This is a genomic window from Ruegeria sp. O5 (assembly GCF_056535105.1).
Genome location: NZ_JBQERN010000008.1, coordinates 138645 through 155523, shown reverse-complemented (window position 1 = coordinate 155523; position 16879 = coordinate 138645). Strand labels below are relative to the sequence as shown.

Here is a 16879-nt window from a genome sequence, read left to right as displayed (position 1 = left end):
TAAAGGACAGATGCAACCCTGCGGCACACCAACCCATCCCAACATCCAAACACGCTAAATAAGACCTCACCACCAAACCCGCAACCAAAACAACCGTCGCAAATGGCCAATATCCAACGCCAAGTTGGTTGCAGAAACAGGCGCTGCAACAATTACAGACGCAAACGTGACTGCATGGAGCTGGAGTTTCGTTTCATTTCACCGCTAAATATGACAATTCTGCCCTTGCGGGTCCGGTCCGTGATTGAGAAACACAAGCAGGTCGCGATCATTCGATGAGAGCCGAGATGACTTCTGAACAAGCCGTCCGCGATGCGGTTCAGACGCATTCGAAGCGTGTCTGGCGGTTTGCGATGGCATTATCGGGTGCCTCGGATGTAGCTGACGATTTGTTGCAGGCCACATGTTTGCGCGCGCTTGAACGACATCATCAGGTGACGTCGCACAACCGACTAGACAGCTGGTTGATGACAATCTGCCGGTCAATCTGGCTGAATGAGCTGCGTTCACGGTCGGTTCGGCGCGCGCAGGCGCTGTCGGTGACCCCCGAAGCGGATCTGGTTGCAACGGGACCGGATACAGAAACGAATATTTTCGCGGCTGAAGTGTTTACTCAAGTGATGCAGTTGCCTGAGGCACAGCGCGAAACGGTTATGCTCGTCTTCGTTGAGGGGTACAGTTACCGCGAAGCCGCCGCTTTGTTGGAGGTTCCAATTGGCACGATCATGAGCCGGCTTTCGAATGCCCGGCAGAAACTTAAAACTGTGATGCAGGTTGATGCAGCGGACACCGCGCGACGGAGTGGCAAATGACGTTTTCCGACGAGACGCTATTAGCGTATCTGGAAGGCAGCCTGGATGAGGCTCAGACCCGCGCTATTGATGTTGCGGTTGAAGATGACGCTACGTTGGAACATCGTCTGATGGCGCTGGATCCGATTGCGCCTGTTGTTCGGGATGTTTTTGAGAACCTGCCCGCTGAAGCGCCGAAGGTGGACCTTCCGGAAAAAACGACGCGGCCCGCCAATAACGGGTTTCTGCGTCTTGTTGCGGTGGCTGCCAGCGCGGCGTTTGCAGCCGTCGCCGTAACATTCTGGGCCACCCGGCCAGCAGACTTAAGCTGGGCCCAGCAGGCCGCGATCTATCAATCACTTTACGTGCCGGAAACGATTGCATCGCTGGACAGTTCAGACGCGTCGCTGGCCAAGCAATTTGCAATGGCCGAAGCCGAACTGGGACGAACGCTGAATCTGGAAACACTGGAAGCGTTGCCAGGGCTGGAGCTGAAGCGGGCGCAGGTTCTTTCATTCAAAGGCAAGCCCTTGATCCAAGTGGTTTTTGCCGATGATCAGGGTCGACCACTTGCCTTCTGTGTCATTCGCCAGGGACCGAATGCCCCAAGTACCGAAGTCCAACAAACGGTGTTGAGCGGTTTGGCAACTGCAAAGTGGGAGCAGGGCGGTTATGGATATATGCTGTTGGGCAGTTCCCCACACACGGATTTAAGCGCCGAACTGGAAGTGTTGACCCGCACATTCTCGGGTTGATGGAAAACCCTTGTGAACTGTTGCAAATGCCCAAAGAATGCGGGGTATGACGTCGAAGAAAACCATGCCCCTTCCAGAAGACGAGGTCGATGATCTTGGCCCAGCCAGCATCTATGATGGTGATCCGGCAGAAGAAGATGACCCTTGGTTTTTGCCCCCGGACCAGGACGTGGAGGAAGATTTCTTTTTGCCTGGTCCCCGATCGGATCAGCGCCCGTTATTCGATCCGCGCGATTGGTATTCGGCACAATCAGAATTGTCGGCAGAGCTTGCTGATCTTGCCCTGACCTTTGGCGCTCTGGATGAGCGGCTGCGTTCGGGGCCTGAGGGGTGGACGCATCGTTTGGCACTTATGGAAACGTCCGATCTGGGGTGGTGGACAGGGGATCGGGTCAGCGTGGACCGCCTGGCTCTGTGGACGGGTCTGAGGATCGGCGCGACCCACGATGACGTGCAGGCGCTGTTTCGGGCAGGTTGGGCCGTGCGCCGTCTGAGCTCAGGCGCGGGCCCTGCGACAGGCGGGTGGGAAAGCGGGTTGACCGCGTTTCTCGACCGTCTGGCTCAGGGGGCTGAAGCGACGCCCGAAGCGATCGTTGATCTGGCCGAAGTCATGCGGAATGCTGAAAGGCTGCACCCGGTGACACAATCGGCCATCGCGTTTCATGCATGGCGAGCGGTTTCGCAGGGGGTCGGACAAGACACCGAGGCGGCAATCATCGCAGCGCGGCACGCGGCTTCGATGGGGCGGGGTGGCGCAATGTTCATGCCTCTGGCGTTGTCTGGTCCGGGTGCGTTGCGCGGAACAGGTGGGCCGACGGAAAAGTTAGGGTCTTGGATACAGGGCGCCGGGCAAGCTGTTCTTGCGGCTTTGCTGCACCTCGACAGGATCAGTGTCTGGGAGGATAAGGCCCGCGACGCGACGCAGGATCTGAGCGGTCGCACCCCCCCGCGTCTGATTGATGCTCTGGCGGCGTGGCCGATGGTCTCGGCCCCACTTGCAGAAGAACTTACCAATTCTTCCCGCGCAGCGGTTCAGCGGAACTTTGACCTGTTCACCCGGAGAGGCCTGGTGCGCGAGGTCACCGGACAAGGCCGCTACCGGGTTTGGACAGCCGCACTATGATCCGTCAACTACTTGCGAGGACGGGTGCTTTCAGCGTCCAACGCCGACGTAGGTTTCAAACCCCGATTTCAGCGCTGTAGTTTTCGAGTAGATGTTGCGCAGGTCGACCATCCTGGCTGATTTCATTGACGCCGCAATTTCGGAAAGGTTCAGCGCGCGGAATTCATTCCATTCCGTCAGCAGCACAACAACATCCGCGCCCCGCGCAGCGACATACGGATCGTCGCACCATTCGACGCCAGGCAAAAGCGCCTCTCCTTCAGATTTTCCCTGTGGGTCAACAACGCGCACCTTTGCGCCTCCGCCTATCAGGGCGGGTACGATGGACAGTGATGGCGCGTCACGCATATCGTCCGTATTGGGTTTGAACGTGACACCCAGAACCGCCACGGTCTTGCCGTTGAAATGATCGTCACATGCGTCACGAATCTTCTCGATCATCCGTTTCTTGATTTCGTCATTCACGCGGATGACGGTCTCGGTGATTTGCATCGGATGCGCGTGGTCCTGCCCGATCCGGGCCAACGCGGCCGTATCTTTTGGAAAACATGAACCACCGTAGCCAGGTCCTGCATGCAGGAATTTGTTGCCAATCCGCCCGTCAAGACCAATGCCACGCGAGACTTCTTTAACATCCGCACCAACTTTTTCGCATAGCCCGGCGATTTCATTGATGAAGGTGATCTTGGTCGCCAAAAACGCGTTGGCGGCGTATTTTATCATCTCCGCGCTTTCCAGATCGGTGGTCAGGATCGGGAAGTCGCGCAGATACAGAGGGCGGTATATTTCTGCCATCACTTCGGCCGCGCGGTCATTTTCAACGCCGACCACGACGCGATCCGGGCGCATGAAATCGTCGATTGCCGCGCCTTCGCGAAGGAATTCAGGGTTCGAAGCCACGTCAAAATCGGCCTGGGGGTTGGCGGCCTTGACTGTTTCCCACACATTCCTGTTTGTTCCGACGGGCACAGTCGATTTTGTGACGATAACGGTATACCCGGTGACAGCCTGAGCGATTTCTTCCGCCGCTGCCATCACATAAGTCAAATCCGCATGGCCGTCTCCACGCCGGGTTGGCGTTCCGACAGCAATAAAGACAGCATCGGCGCCGTCTACTGCGGCTGCAAGATCGGTTGTGAAGCTCAGGCGGCCAGCCGCGACGTTTCGCGCCATCAGCACGTCAAGACCCGGTTCATAAATAGGCACCTGTCCGGCTTTGAGCATATCGATTTTCTGCTCAGCCTTATCAACGCAAATCACATCATGACCGAAGTCCGAAAAACACACGCCGGACACAAGGCCCACATACCCGGTGCCGATCATTGCAATGCGCATCTGCCAAATCCTTTTTTACCAATTACTATCAACGGCGCGCGCACAATCGAAGAATCCAGCGCCGGTTTCAATGATTTACAGGTATGGCTGCTAAGTTCCCATGTTTTCTTGTTGTTTTTGAGGCAATATGCGCGGGAACAGAGTTTTTACAATCCGTCGTGCTGCGCAGAACTTGTTGAATCACGTCCATTGTCAGCTGAAATGATACAATTCTGGGCATGGACCAGTAATAAACAGCCACTAAGCGGGCGGTGTTGCGCCGCCCACTTTCCGCCCGGAGCAAGGCGGCTGTGGCGGGTCCAATGGAATTGGCGATTGCTATAGAAATGGACCGACGACGCAAAAAAACCGCCCGAACCACAGTTCAGGCGGCAGCTGTGCTCAGAACCAGCGCCCTATGGCGATGACACTTGGTGAAAAAGCCGCTGTATCCGAAGTTACAGAGAGGGCTTTGCACGTGGCTTGAGTGTTTCCGGGCACATCAAACCCGATGAAACGATTATTGGCTCCAGCGCTGCCACTAACGCTAGGCGCAGAGGAAAATGGCGCTGGGTAGTTCCACGTCATTGCAGCGCTTGCGAACAATACGCCTTCCGCGGCCGTGCATGCGACAGGAAGCAACGCGGCGGTGCAGATCAGGGTTCCATCGGCAAAACGTGTAAATTCGCCATTGGTGTTACTTCCGCGCTCTATGACCGCACCGGTTGGTATACCGCCAACTTCTGATACCGACCCCAGAAGGTTACCCGGCCCATAACCGTAGTCGGCACGCATCAAGCGACCCGAAGTGGTATCCGTCGCATCGCCCTGAACAGCCGCACCAGCCGCTGTTCCGGTCGCGGGGTCAAAAGTCAGAGCTTCCGTCCAGGTACCTCCGTCAGGGGACACTTTGATTGAAAACCCCGTACTTCCGGATAACCCCATTTCAGCGTGACCGGTCCAGTTCGACTGAAACACCAGCGATGCTGTATCGCTGGCACCCGCCTTGTTGATCTTCAGCTGATGCCCGCCGCCCTCATGGCTCAGAAGCGTTGCCGGGCTTCGGACAGACAAGCGATTCGTAGCGTCCGAACTTGTTGCCACCCCAATACCATTCAGGTTCTGAGTATTGACGGGCAAGGGCAGCCAGTCAGACCCATTCCAGATCTTCAGTTCACCAGTGGCCTCGTCCCAGGCGCGCCAGCCCGCATACGGGGTCAAGAAATACCAGGCGTTGTCCAGCCATGCGGCAAGCTCTCCTGCATGTCCGGCCCAGTCCCCGGTGGGGGTGACGCCCAGAGCATGGATATCACCCTGCTCGGGGACAACGGGCGGGGTGCTGGCATTGGTCGTCTGAACTGTTAGCTGAACGACCAGATCAAGCTGTCGCAGTGCCTCGTTGTGGGTGACGTGCTTTTGAGCCTGCGAAGGTTGTAGAAAAGGCAGGCGCAATCTGGGTGAGGTCATTGACACGAGGGTCCTCCTGTGGCTGTCGGTCCGAAAGTCGGTTGCGCGCCACTCTGCCGTAAGACGCGTCAATCCCGTCTGACCCGGCCGACCGCACAGGAAATAATCTGTTAACTTGAGTATCCCCGGGGACAAGCCGACCCGAGTATGGCCTATGGAGAACTATGTCGCCGCTTAGTCCCGGGCATAAATGTCTTCATATCGAATGATGTCATCTTCGCCTAAATAGGTGCCGGTCTGCACTTCGATCAAAACCATGGGCACTTTGCCAGGGTTCTCCATCCGGTGCACGGCACCCAGCGGGATATAGACAGACTGATTTTCGCTAACCAACCGTTCCTGATCATCGATTGTGACCTTGGCGGTGCCCTCAACCACAATCCAATGCTCGGACCGATGGTGATGGGACTGCAGGCTGAGCGCTGCGCCAGGATGCACATGGATTCGCTTGACCTGAAATCTGTCACCGATCACGAGGCTCTCAAACCAGCCCCAGGGGCGGTGATCGACCGGAAGCGTATCAGCCTGTTTGGCCTCTTTAGCCTTTAAGGCAGCGACAGCCTGCTTGACGTCCTGAGCTTTATCCATGCTAGCAACCAGCACAGCATCTGGCATCGCAATTGCGATAATGTTCTCAAGCCCCATTGCCACCACTTCCTGCGCAGGTGATTCTGATCGTATCAGAACGTTGCGGCAGTCGATTGTGGTTACTTCCCCATATGTCGCGATGCCGTTTTCATCAGGGTTTGACAATTCTTGAACAGCCGTCCAACTTCCAACATCCGACCAACCTGCGGAATACGGAACCACGCTAAGGTTGGGGGCTTTTTCCATGACCGCATAGTCGATCGAGATGTCATCGACGTCAGCCCAAGCCGAAGGGTCCAATCTTAGGAACCCCAAATCTGTCTTTGCGTTGTCGACGGCCTGTTGGACAGGTGCAACAAGGGTGCTTGCGTATTTTTCATATGCTGCAACGATGTCACGTACCGCAAACAGGAAGATGCCGGAATTCCACAGGTAACTGCCATCTTTCACCATCGCCTGCGCGGCTTCCAAATCCGGTTTCTCCACGAACCGATCCAAGCGAACTGCACCCCCGGACGCGTCTGGGGCGTCGTTCAGCTTTAAGTAGCCATACCCGGTTTCGGGTCGAGTGGGCGTGATGCCAAATGTCACCAGATCGCTTCGTTCGGCAATTGCTCGCACGCCTGTGGCGACGGCCTGATGAAAAGCGGCCTTGTTTGGAAGCACATGATCTGAAGGCGCGACCAGCATGATGGCATCCGGATCACGTGAGGCAAGGTACAACGCAGCCGCCAGTACGGCAGGGGCCGTGTTTCGCCCTTCAGGCTCAATCAGAATCGGACCGGGGTCGATCCCAATAGCGGTCAGCTGTTCAGGTACAATAAACCGAAAGGCTTCGTTGGTGAGAACCATTGGTTTGGCATAGGGCGTATGCGAGGGTCCAAGCATCCGGTCGGCACAATCCTGTAACAGACTGGTTTTTCCGACAAGTGGAACGAATTGCTTGGGATAGCTTTTGCGCGACAGGGGCCACAAACGCGTTCCTGAACCACCACACAGGATGACTGGATAGACCGTTCTGTTCATACACGTGCCCCTGAATTGCTGATGACCAACGATATTGTTCAATTCTTTTTTTGTGGAATGGGAGATCCCGTGGCTACTGGGCCGCTTTTCCAGTTGCAACGATGTCATTCAGATATTGGCTCAGATCATCGCGCAGGTCGTCACGGGCAAGGGCAAAGGAAACGGTCGCTTGCAGAAAACCGGATTTTGAACCGCAATCGAAACGCTGCCCGTCGAACTTGTAGCCAAAAACGGGCACGCCGGATGCGATATCCTCGGCGATCGCATCAGTCAGTTGGATTTCACCGCCGCTTCCGGTTTTCATTGCGTTCAGGTTGTTCAATACGGAAGGTCGAAGAATATAGCGCCCGATAACCGCCAGATTGGATGGCGCTTTTGAGGGTTCGGGTTTTTCAACCATACCCTTGGCCGGAATGACCGGGCCGATACTGTCGACGACATCCAGAACGCCGTACGAACTGGTCTTTTCTGGTGAAACTTCCATCGTTGCCACCATGTTGCCGCCCGTTTCCTCATAGGCTTCAACCATTTGTTGCAGACATGGTTTATCTGCAGCAATCACATCGTCAGGCAGCATTACAGCAAAGGGTTCATCGCCTATCAAACGGCGTGCACACCATACAGCATGCCCCAACCCCAGGGCTTTGTGTTGGCGGATATAGGCAATCGCGCCGCTTTCCATATTCGTCTTGTTCAAGATATCGAGAAGCTTGTTTTTGCCCTTGGCCATTAACTCCTGTTCGAGGACAAGGTTGTGGTCAAAGTAATCTTCAAGCGCGGATTTCCCACGAGAAGTCACAAAGATGAACTCTTTGATACCAGCGGCGCGGGCTTCATCGATTGCATATTGCACCAGCGGGCGATCCACCAACGTCATGATCTCTTTCGGAACAGATTTGGTTGCCGGCAAAAACCGGGTTCCCATTCCCGCCACTGGAAAAACTGCTTTGGTGACTTTGCGTGTCATGGTGCCTCTCAAAACAAAACTTGGCCGGAAAAGCAGAAAACATCCGGAATGTCCTCTTAGTCTTCAAAACCGCGTCAATCAATCATGCCCGGTGTGCCGGCCGTTATTGACCAAATCGTGCCACCTCGGTCCAGATGAGTCAAAAGCCGACTCCGGTGTTTCCTGTATACAAGGCCTGAACCACAGTTCCCAGAGACCCTTCCGCTATAACTCTGTGCCAAAAATCTGACGACGATTTGTCGTTCACGGAAAGTTGATATGTTTGGAGCGGCGTCGGTTGTCTTGAAAAACTCCCGGACGGAGTCCTGCATATTTTTCTTTGGATGGGCATAGCGCCTTGTTATGACGAGTAGTTTAGGACTGCGCGGCCGAAAAGAATTTAGATGGCAGGGACTGTGCAACTGAAATTAACACGGCTCACTTAGTCGCAAGCTGCGTCAAGTAACGTGTCTTAACGGCACAAGTAACCCGTCGGCAAACATCCGAGCTTCTTGGAAATACATGATCTGACGCATCAAGTCCGTTTTAGGATGAGCAACAATAGGGTCGAAATCATTAAGATTGATGATAAATGCGGTCTGTTGCGACCGGCGATAAGATGCTTAAGCAAGTCGAGAGCGACCGTTCAACGCATGCTTGGTGCCTTATCGGGCCAGTTTCGTTGTCATCGAGGTTTCGGGAAAGCAGGTAGGTGCAACACCCATCGTTTCCTGCCATCTGCCTATGGATCGGCGGGTTTTGAAACCTGGCAAGCCGTCAACGCCTCCGACATCGTACCCCAAGCTTTCCAGTGCGCCCTGCATCTTTGCGATGTCAGAACGGTAAAAACCGCCGACCTTGCCCCACCGCCCTGCAAAATCGTCGCTTCCAAATTGGATTCTGTCACCGACATGGCCGACGAACAAAGCATACAGATCGCTTTTGTTGTATTCCTTCAAAACGTAAAAATTCGGAGTGACCAGAAAAGCAGGACCAAATCGTCCTGCCGGCATCATCAGGTAACCTGCCCCCTTCAACTCGTGGGCTGGAAAAGGTTTGCCCGAGACCCGGTTTATGCCCATCGCTTCCCATTGCTGGATTGACTGCCCTTGATCAGGTCCTTCCAATGCACATGAAACGGTTGCTGGCACAGACACTTCGAAACCCCAGTCACGCCCGGCGATCCAGCCGTGCTGTTTCAGGTAGTTGCCAATCGATGTGATTGTATCATCGGATGACCCCCAGATATCGACCTGTCCGTCGCCGTTGCCATCTGCGGCGTAAGCCAAATAGCTTGATGGCATGAATTGGGGTTGTCCTAACGCGCCCGCCCAACTGCTTTTCAATTGCCGGGCTGGCAGAGGTCCTGCTTCCGCGATTTGCAGAGCCGCGATAAGCTCGGCCGTGAAGTAGTCCGCGCGCGTGCTCATGAATGCCTTGGTCGACAAAACCCTGAACGCATCATGGCGGATCGGCACCTGCCCATAGCCACTCTCTCTGCCCCAGATTGCCAGAATGATGCGAGCAGGAACGCCTGTATTGCTTTCGACTTTCGCAAGAATCGCAGAGTGTTGCCTCGCCATCCTGCGCCCGACAGACGTTGCGCCCTGAATTGACCCCGGATTGAAATACCGGCTGGGCGATCCAAACTCGGCTTGTTTTTGCGCCTTGGGCGTTTTGCGTTTATGTCCGGGGGGAACCAGATCAGGCAGGTCCCAGTTCAGAGTAACACCGGAAAACGCCTGTTGCAGTGTGTTGCGCGAAACACCTTTGGCCTGCGCCTGCGGCCAGATCGTCTCCAACAACCACGACTGAAACTGGCGTTCAATTGCTGCACGATCCTGTGCCAGTGCGGTCTGGGACAGAATGATCAATCCTAGAGTGAACAGCAAAATACGCATTGACGATTTATCTGTCCCGACTGGCCTTGCAAGTCAACGGGAAGATGCCGCGCGACCCGTAGCTCTTTACACCCAAAGTTGAAAGTAAGTTGAGGTTGGCAATTTGTGGTTCGGAAAACTCTTGAGAAATTTCACCCGCTTGCCGATAGTTGCATGGGATTGAGATGAGGAGAGGACAGTCAGCTGTGGCACAAGTCATTTCATCAAATCCATCCTTGCTCAGGCTTGTCGTTGTGCTCCTGTTGATCGTTTCGGCGCAACCAGCTTTGGCCAGCGACAGCTTTATGGACCCGCAAGGCCCAATAGCGGCAGTTCAGAAAACGCATTTGCTTCGGGCGACCGTATTGATCCTGCTGGCCGTTATCCCGGTATTGGTGCTGGTCCCGATAATAGCGTTTCGGTATCGCCGCCGAAGCAACCGCATTGCGCCCTACGCGCCGGATTGGGATTTCTCGGCCAAGCTGGAATTTGTCATGTGGGGTGTGCCTGTCATAATCGTGGCCTTGCTGTCTTTTTACCTTTGGAAGGCGACGCATCGGCTTGACCCGTATTCGGCACCGTTTGGTGAAGATCCGGCGCTGCGGGTTCAGGTTGTCGGTCTGGATTGGAAGTGGCTGTTTCTGTACCCCGATCTTGGGGTCGCCACTGTAGGAGAGTTCGGAATTCCGACAAAGCGGCAAGTTGCATTGACGCTGACAACCGATACCGTGATGCAGTCGTTTATGATACCCGCGCTGGCCGGACAGATTTATGCGATGCCGGGCATGACCACCCAGTTACATCTTGTCGCGGATGCGCCGGAAGTGATGCAGGGTGAAAACACTCAGTACAACGGACGGGGCTTTACCAAGCAGAAGTTCCGCACCATCGCAATGAGTGATGAGGATTTCGACGCTTGGGTCGAAAAAGTGCGTAACAACAGCATCCAACTAGATGTGGCAACGTATCGGAAACTGGCCATGCGGACCGACAGGGATGAAGTTCAGGCCGCTTTGGGAACATCTCGGATGCCGGATGATGCGCTCTACTTCACAATAAAAGACGATCTGTTCCGGAATATCCTGAGCCGCTACCACAGCGGTCAGCCGCTGCCCATCGATCTACAGCCTGGAACTGCATCATTTGGGCAGGAGGCGCAAAAATGACGCCGACCGAGACAGGTTTCTTCGGGCGTCTGAGTTGGGACGCTTTTCCGATTGCCGGGTTGATCCAGAACCCAAATACTAATGAGATTGTGGCCAATACAGCCGCAGCTGTTGTGATTATTGGCGTTGTTGTTGTCGTAGGATTGCTGAGCTGGTTTCGTCTGTGGACACCCCTGTGGCGCGATTGGCTGACCAGCGTCGATCACAAAAAGATCGGTATCATGTATATCGTCTTTGCCATCGTGATGCTGGCGCGCGGTGTGCTTGAAGGCGTTGTCATGCGCGCGCAGCAGGCTTCCGGGCCCGGCGACGGTTTCCTCGAAGCCGAACATTTTGCCGAGCTTTTCAGCACTCACGGCACAATCATGGTCTTCTTTGTTGCCGTTCCCTTTGTCTTTGGTGTTGCGAATTACATTGTCCCGCTGATGATCGGCGCGCGCGATGTGGCGTTCCCGCGACTAAACCAGATTGGTCTGGGCCTTACGGTTTCGTCAGGCATGATGCTGATGGTGTCGCTGGTGATTGGAGAGTTTTCGACCGGCGGCTGGACAGCCTATCCACCGTATACCGGCGCAGCGTTCAATCCCGGTGTTGGACCGGATTACTGGATCTGGGCCATCGTTGTTTCGGGCATTGGCACCTCGCTGACGGGTATCAATTTTGCCGTTACGATCTACAAGTTGCGCGCGCCGGGCATGACGTTCATGCGGCTGCCGATGTATTGCTGGACAATCATTTGCAGTTCGATCCTGATCGTCTTTGCTATGCCGCCTTTGGGTGTCGCCGCGCTGATGCTTGCCGCTGATCGCTATCTTGATTTCCACTTTTTCACAAACGACCTCGGTGGCAACATGATGAACTATGCCAATCTGTTTTGGTTGTTCGGCCACCCCGAGGTTTACCTGCTGGTTTTGCCTGCTTATGGCATCTATTCCGAGGTGTTTGCGACCTTCTCGGCCAAACGGCTTTATGGCTACAACTCGCTTGTTATTGCGACCATGTCGATCGCAGTGTTGTCGTTCACGGTCTGGCTGCACCACTTTTTTACCATGGGTCAAAGCGCGCTGATCAACGCGGTGTTTGGTATTGCGACCATGCTGATTGCCATCCCAACCGGCGTGAAAGTCTATGACTGGATGGCGACGCTGTGGCGGGGGCGCATTCGGTTTTCGGTGCCGATGCTCTATGGGCTGTCATTTTTGATGCTGTTTGCCATCGGTGGGCTGAGCGGTGTGATCCTGGCAAACCCAACCGTAGATTACCAGGTTCACAATACGCTGTTTTTGGTAGCTCATTTCCACAACGCGTTATTGCCTGGCGTGTTGTTCGGATTGTTGGCGGCATACAATTACTGGTTCCCCAAGGCCTTTGGATTCCGACTGAACGAATTCTGGGGCCGGGTTTCTGTCTTTTGCTGGACCGGGGGGTTTTTGCTGACATTCATGCCGCTCTATTTCGTCGGGCTATTGGGCATGCCACGCCGCTCTTTCAGCTATAGCGATCCGTCTTTCCACCCTTTCATGATTGTGGCCATCATCGGAGCAATAGTTATTACCTGTGGATTGTTCTCGGTACTGATCCAGCTATGGGTCAGCATTCGTGACCGCGACCAAACCCGCGTTCCTGTTGGGGATCCCTGGGATGGTCGCACATTGGAATGGACTATCCCTTCACCGCCTCCCGCGTACAACTTTGCGATCATCCCCAAGGTTACGGATCGGGATGAATTCACGGCACAGAAGGCAAAAGGAACGGCCTATCCAACACCAGACGCTTATGAAGATATCGAACTGCCCCGAAACACGGGAATTGGCTTTGTCCTGTGTGTTCTCAGCGGCATATGGATATTTGCGCTGGTCTGGTGGATCTGGTGGCTTGCCGCGATAATGACGGTTTTGATGATCCTTGCGGTGATCATCTGGACATTTGATGACAGTACAGAACTCACCATCCCCGCGGAAGAGGTGCGAAGGGATCACGAAGCCTGGCTGGCGTTGGTCCACAGCGAAGCCGCAGTTGATCGTGACTCTGAAACTTCTTCGGAAAACCGCGGCCTTGCCCGCCCGGATCTGGAGGTGGCGACATGAAGCGCGCGCCGACACACAGCTATCCCGGTATCAATCTAGGGGAACATCACGCCAGCGCCCACAAGGCGGCCGAGGTTGTCACCTTTGGGTTCTGGGTCTTCTTGATGAGCGATCTGGTCTATTTCGGCCTGATGTTTGCGATTTACATAACGATGATCGATGCGCAGGCAGGTGGTCCCGGCCCGCACGAGTTGTTTGATCTGAAAAGTGTTTTTGCGCAAACCCTGATACTGCTGACCAGCAGCCTGACAGTGGGTCTTGCCATGCTGGCGCTGAAGTACAATCTGCCGCGCGGTCGCATTGTCTTGTGGTTTGGCGTCACTCTTGCGCTGGGGCTTGGTTTTCTGGTGCTGGAAGTGCGTGACTTCATGGCCATGGCGGAAAAAGGCGGCATTCCGCAGCGCAGCGGTTTTTTGTCAGCCTTTTTTGGGTTGGTCCCGCTTCATGGTCTGCACGTTGCGACTGGATGCCTTTGGCTGATCGTTTTGGGTATCCAGCTACGCGTCAAGGGCATGACGGATGTGGTTATTTCGCGCGTGGTGCGGCTGGCGTTGTTCTGGCATTTTCTCGATCTGATCTGGATTGGCATCATTACCATCGTGTATTTCGGAGGTCTGACCTATGGATAAGCGCTCTGAAATGCATCGTCGCGAGCGTCGGCGCTATGTGATCGGGTATGGTGGCTCGCTTTTGCTGACCTTGGCGATGTTTGGCGTAGCGCAGGTTTATGGGATTGAAACGGTTGGGGTTTACCTGACCATCGGGTTGCTTGGATTGGCACAGCTTGTGTTGCAGCTTGTCTACTTCCTGCATATCGATCGTCGGCGCAGCAGCCGCGAAGATCTGCATCTGGTGCTGTTTTCGACACTGGTTCTGATGATCATGATCCTTGGCACCGTCTGGGTTCTGGGCAATTTGGCCACCCGAATGCACATGCACTTGATGTAGTGCGTATTTGAAACAAGCGGGGTGGCGGGTCGAGATTTGGCTTTCGGCAGGACCACCAATAGCGGAAAAAGCCTCAGTAGGTTGTCCGCATTTGATACCCCTGATGAAAGGTCATGCGTACAAAGGTGACCGGGGTTTTTCGAAACCACGTTGTCCGCTCCAACTGGAACAAAGGTGTTCCGGGCGGAACAGAAAGAAAATCCTGAAGCGGGCCGGTCGCCGGAACAGCCGAGAAGGCAATTTCGGCGTTCGAAAACGGAACTTCGGCCAGCAACCATTCGTTTGGACCGGTGGTCAGAAAGTCCTCATTCATGACGTGCGGTACTGCGGCTGTATTGATCCATCGCTCCTCGAACTGGAAGGGGCGATTGTCAGCATGGTGCATACAGCGCAAATGCAGAATTTGCGTGCCCTCGGGCAGTCCGAGTTTGGCTTGTAGCCATGCCGGGCAATCTATCAGCGTACGGCTGACCAACGCATACCGGTATTCTGCATTCATGTCTTCAATGGTTTGCCGGACTACTGCAATGGGCAGCCTGGCCTGTTTGACCGGTGTTGTGACCACACGCGTGCCGCCTTTGCGTTTCCGTGTAACAATACCCTGATCAGCGAGTTCACGCAGAGCGCGATTGACAGTTGCGCGAGCACAACCGAATTCGGCGGCAAGCTCCAGTTCGGTAGGCAGCAGGCTGCCTTGCGGCCAGATTCTGGTCTGGATGCGATTTAAAACTTCGTCGCGGACATCCTGGAAGCCGGTGTTTTTCTGCCCGTTCACATTGTGCTCACTATTTTTTTCGAACTTATTAGTATTATGTCTATGTTAAGGGTGAGATGCAAAGAATTTGACCCAGAACCTTATAAGATTGCAGGATTGCGCGGTTACGCCTTGGGCCAATGGTGGCGGTGTAACAACCGAACTTGCCGCGAAGCGGGTCGGCGAGCACGTCGTCTGGCGTATCAGTGTGGCCCGGATCGATCGGGATGGGCCATTTTCCCGATTTCCAGGCATGGCGCGTGTACACACGATCATCGAAGGCGCCGGGCTTGATTTGCTCGGCGATAGTGGCGTTTTACCAGTGCGACCATTCCTGCCGGTTTCGTTCGACGGAGCGCTCGCGCTGAATGCGCGTCTGTTGGGCGGGCCGTGTCGTGCGCTCAATGTGATCTACGATCCAAAGATCGTCGTTGTGGTAGTGAACGTTTTTGCAAATGATCAGGAATTCGAAGGGGCTGCGGGCGAGTTCGTCTTTGTCGTCTCGGGAATGGGCCACATGTCAGACAAAACGCAGCTGGTTGCCGGAGACGCAATGACGCTGAACGCCGCTGTTACGGTCAGTCCGGCTGCGGGCTCTAAGATCCTTCGCGTGATTTTCAATAAGACCCGGACCTAAAGCTCAGCAAGAAGCCCACCTATTGCCTGTTTGTAGTTGTTAGCGACTTTGTCGCGCAGGATGTGACGCCCGTTTTGAACCTGGTGTCGGCCTGCGGACCAAAGATCAGTAACGACATTATCTTTGGCGGCAAAGACTAAACCATCCAGCAACTGGTGGGGCTGTAGTGCACAAAGGGCAGGGGCCTGACTGTCGATGGCGACGAGATCAGCCAGCATTCCTTCGGTAATTTGCCCCGCATTGCGACCAAGCGCCTGCGCGCCGCCCATAGCTGCGCCGCGATAAAGGGTTTGTCCGGTCGAGCCTTCGCCGACCACCATCACGTTACGTGACAGGTCGCGCAGTCGTTGCGAGTATTCGAGTGTGCGGAGTTCTTCGGTCATGGAAATCAACACGTTGGAGTCCGATCCCACGCCAAAAGCGCCGCCTGCGCTCAGATAGACAGGGCCGTTGAAAGGCCCGTCGCCCAGGTTGGCTTCTGTCACCGGGCACAGACCGGCAACGGCATTGCTATGGGCCATGGCGCGAGTCTCTTCGTCAGTCATGTGGGTGGCATGGATCAGGCACCAGTTGGAATCAACCGGGGCATTATCCAGCAGCCATTCGACCGGACGCGCGCCAAGGCCAGCCTGCACTTCCTCAACCTCTCTGGGTTGTTCGGCAATGTGAATATGGATTGGACCGGAACTTTGTGATGCCACCACCTGCGCCAGATCGCGCGGACAGGTGGCGCGTAGGGAATGTGGCGCGATGCCGACGCGACAGTCGTCAGGAAGATTGCCGAGCGCACCCCGCGCCTGCGCGACAAGTTCGCAAAAACGGTCCACATCATTGCCAAAGCGTCGCTGCCCCGCCTCCAGTGGTTTTTCCCCAACTCCTGCATAGCTGTAGAGCACGGGCAGATGGGTCAGGCCAATTCCGGTCTCAGCAGCAGCGGCCATGATCCGGTCGCTGAGTTCGCAAAGCCTGTCATAGGATTGCCCGTTCGGTTGGTGGTGCAGATAATGGAATTCCCCGACCGAGGCGTACCCGGCCTCCTGCATCTCGACATAGACTTGCGCAGCGATGGCCTGAATGTGTTCGGGGTTCAGGCGGGCTGTGAAGCGATACATCAGATCACGCCAAGTCCAGAAACTGTCACGGCCAGCCTGCCGATATTCGGTCATTCCCGCCATGGCACGCTGAAAGGCATGGCTGTGAAGGTTGGCCAAAGCGGGCAGTAGAGTGTCAACGCAGGTGTCGCCGAGTTGCGCGACCGCGTCGGGTGTCAGACGGGCAATACGACCATTTTTGATCTCGAGTCGTAGATTCTCTGCCCAGCCGGCTGCCAGATAGGCCCGTTTTGCGAAAATGACCGTCATCCCTACCTCCGGTTTTATGAATAGACATATGACATA

The 16879-nt window shown here is 55.2% G+C and carries 15 protein-coding genes; 8 read left to right on the top strand and 7 right to left on the bottom strand.

Annotated elements, in window-relative coordinates:
* The first annotated feature begins 287 nt into the window (after positions 1 to 287).
* From ACR0M3_RS12410 to ACR0M3_RS12400, 3 genes are all read left to right on the top strand, one after another.
* A complete protein-coding gene (locus ACR0M3_RS12410) occupies positions 288 to 812 on the top strand; it encodes an RNA polymerase sigma factor (protein WP_480899883.1) in 525 nt (174 codons plus the stop codon).
* Positions 809 to 1546, top strand: a complete 738-nt coding sequence (locus ACR0M3_RS12405; protein WP_480911050.1) for a hypothetical protein — start codon at positions 809 to 811, stop codon at positions 1544 to 1546. The genes ACR0M3_RS12410 and ACR0M3_RS12405 overlap by 4 nt, the downstream gene beginning before the upstream one ends.
* A 64-nt stretch (positions 1547 to 1610) precedes the next feature.
* A complete protein-coding gene (locus ACR0M3_RS12400; protein WP_480507041.1) occupies positions 1611 to 2669 on the top strand; it encodes a helix-turn-helix domain-containing protein in 1059 nt (352 codons plus the stop codon).
* Positions 2670 to 2699: 30 nt separating this feature from the next.
* On the opposite strand, the gene ACR0M3_RS12395 is transcribed toward ACR0M3_RS12400, so the two are convergent.
* From ACR0M3_RS12395 to ACR0M3_RS12375, 5 genes are all read right to left on the bottom strand, one after another.
* A complete protein-coding gene (locus tag ACR0M3_RS12395; protein WP_480911047.1) occupies positions 2700 to 4004 on the bottom strand; it encodes a UDP-glucose dehydrogenase family protein in 1305 nt (434 codons plus the stop codon).
* A 381-nt stretch (positions 4005 to 4385) separates the two neighbouring features.
* Entirely contained in the window at positions 4386 to 5450 is a 1065-nt protein-coding gene (locus ACR0M3_RS12390) for a DUF2793 domain-containing protein (RefSeq protein WP_480911044.1), read from the bottom strand.
* A 174-nt stretch (positions 5451 to 5624) separates the two neighbouring features.
* Positions 5625 to 7064, bottom strand: a complete 1440-nt coding sequence (locus ACR0M3_RS12385) for a mannose-1-phosphate guanylyltransferase/mannose-6-phosphate isomerase (RefSeq protein WP_480911042.1) — start codon at positions 7062 to 7064, stop codon at positions 5625 to 5627.
* Between the two features lie 73 nt (positions 7065 to 7137).
* A complete protein-coding gene (locus ACR0M3_RS12380) occupies positions 7138 to 8031 on the bottom strand; it encodes a UTP--glucose-1-phosphate uridylyltransferase (RefSeq protein WP_480483625.1) in 894 nt (297 codons plus the stop codon).
* A 644-nt stretch (positions 8032 to 8675) separates the two neighbouring features.
* A complete protein-coding gene (locus ACR0M3_RS12375; RefSeq protein WP_480911039.1) occupies positions 8676 to 9911 on the bottom strand; it encodes a lytic murein transglycosylase in 1236 nt (411 codons plus the stop codon).
* 185 nt (positions 9912 to 10096) lie between these two features.
* Here ACR0M3_RS12375 and ACR0M3_RS12370 point away from each other — a divergent pair, with 185 nt between their 5' ends.
* From ACR0M3_RS12370 to ACR0M3_RS12355, 4 genes are read left to right on the top strand one after another with little or no spacing between them, the layout of a single operon-like run.
* The gene (locus ACR0M3_RS12370) at positions 10097 to 11056 is read left to right on the top strand and encodes a cytochrome ubiquinol oxidase subunit II (RefSeq protein ID WP_480507035.1); all 960 of its coding nucleotides are present in this window, start codon (positions 10097 to 10099) and stop codon (positions 11054 to 11056) included.
* Positions 11053 to 13143, top strand: coding sequence for a cbb3-type cytochrome c oxidase subunit I (locus tag ACR0M3_RS12365; RefSeq protein WP_480483628.1), 2091 nt, complete (start codon positions 11053 to 11055; stop codon positions 13141 to 13143). The genes ACR0M3_RS12370 and ACR0M3_RS12365 overlap by 4 nt, the downstream gene beginning before the upstream one ends.
* A complete protein-coding gene (locus ACR0M3_RS12360) occupies positions 13140 to 13772 on the top strand; it encodes a cytochrome c oxidase subunit 3 (RefSeq protein WP_480911036.1) in 633 nt (210 codons plus the stop codon). Before ACR0M3_RS12365 ends, ACR0M3_RS12360 begins: the two co-directional genes overlap by 4 nt.
* Positions 13765 to 14091 carry a cytochrome o ubiquinol oxidase subunit IV gene (locus tag ACR0M3_RS12355; protein ID WP_480483630.1) on the top strand — a complete coding sequence of 109 codons (327 nt, stop codon included), beginning with the start codon at positions 13765 to 13767 and terminating at the stop codon, positions 14089 to 14091. The genes ACR0M3_RS12360 and ACR0M3_RS12355 overlap by 8 nt, the downstream gene beginning before the upstream one ends.
* 73 nt (positions 14092 to 14164) lie before the next feature.
* Here ACR0M3_RS12355 and ACR0M3_RS12350 read toward each other — a convergent pair whose 3' ends face one another.
* Complete coding sequence (locus ACR0M3_RS12350; protein WP_480899891.1) at positions 14165 to 14866, bottom strand: GntR family transcriptional regulator; 702 nt, start codon at positions 14864 to 14866, stop codon at positions 14165 to 14167.
* Between the two features lie 67 nt (positions 14867 to 14933).
* On the opposite strand from ACR0M3_RS12350, the gene ACR0M3_RS12345 reads away from it, so the two are divergent.
* On the top strand, positions 14934 to 15482 hold the full coding sequence (locus tag ACR0M3_RS12345) for a HutD/Ves family protein (RefSeq protein ID WP_480911034.1): 549 nt from the start codon (positions 14934 to 14936) through the stop codon (positions 15480 to 15482).
* Here the strand turns inward: ACR0M3_RS12345 and ACR0M3_RS12340 are convergent.
* Positions 15479 to 16843: a formimidoylglutamate deiminase gene (locus ACR0M3_RS12340; RefSeq protein ID WP_480911031.1), complete on the bottom strand. Its 1365-nt coding sequence runs from the start codon at positions 16841 to 16843 to the stop codon at positions 15479 to 15481. The two genes, ACR0M3_RS12345 and ACR0M3_RS12340, sit on opposite strands and share 4 nt — an antisense overlap.
* Positions 16844 to 16879: the final 36 nt, after the last annotated feature.

What these genes read in the sequence shown, in the direction of transcription:
- ACR0M3_RS12400 (WP_480507041.1), top strand. Translation starts at nt 1,611, where the DNA reads ATGCCCCTTCCAGAAGACGAGGTCGATGATCTTGGCCCAGCCAGCATC.
- ACR0M3_RS12390 (WP_480911044.1), bottom strand. Translation starts at nt 5,450, where the DNA reads ATGACCTCACCCAGATTGCGCCTGCCTTTTCTACAACCTTCGCAGGCT.
- ACR0M3_RS12375 (WP_480911039.1), bottom strand. Translation starts at nt 9,911, where the DNA reads ATGCGTATTTTGCTGTTCACTCTAGGATTGATCATTCTGTCCCAGACC.
- ACR0M3_RS12340 (WP_480911031.1), bottom strand. Translation starts at nt 16,843, where the DNA reads ATGACGGTCATTTTCGCAAAACGGGCCTATCTGGCAGCCGGCTGGGCA.
- ACR0M3_RS12355 (WP_480483630.1), top strand. Translation starts at nt 13,765, where the DNA reads ATGGATAAGCGCTCTGAAATGCATCGTCGCGAGCGTCGGCGCTATGTG.
- ACR0M3_RS12380 (WP_480483625.1), bottom strand. Translation starts at nt 8,031, where the DNA reads ATGACACGCAAAGTCACCAAAGCAGTTTTTCCAGTGGCGGGAATGGGA.
- ACR0M3_RS12385 (WP_480911042.1), bottom strand. Translation starts at nt 7,064, where the DNA reads ATGAACAGAACGGTCTATCCAGTCATCCTGTGTGGTGGTTCAGGAACG.
- ACR0M3_RS12405 (WP_480911050.1), top strand. Translation starts at nt 809, where the DNA reads ATGACGTTTTCCGACGAGACGCTATTAGCGTATCTGGAAGGCAGCCTG.
- ACR0M3_RS12410 (WP_480899883.1), top strand. Translation starts at nt 288, where the DNA reads ATGACTTCTGAACAAGCCGTCCGCGATGCGGTTCAGACGCATTCGAAG.
- ACR0M3_RS12395 (WP_480911047.1), bottom strand. Translation starts at nt 4,004, where the DNA reads ATGCGCATTGCAATGATCGGCACCGGGTATGTGGGCCTTGTGTCCGGC.
- ACR0M3_RS12365 (WP_480483628.1), top strand. Translation starts at nt 11,053, where the DNA reads ATGACGCCGACCGAGACAGGTTTCTTCGGGCGTCTGAGTTGGGACGCT.
- ACR0M3_RS12360 (WP_480911036.1), top strand. Translation starts at nt 13,140, where the DNA reads ATGAAGCGCGCGCCGACACACAGCTATCCCGGTATCAATCTAGGGGAA.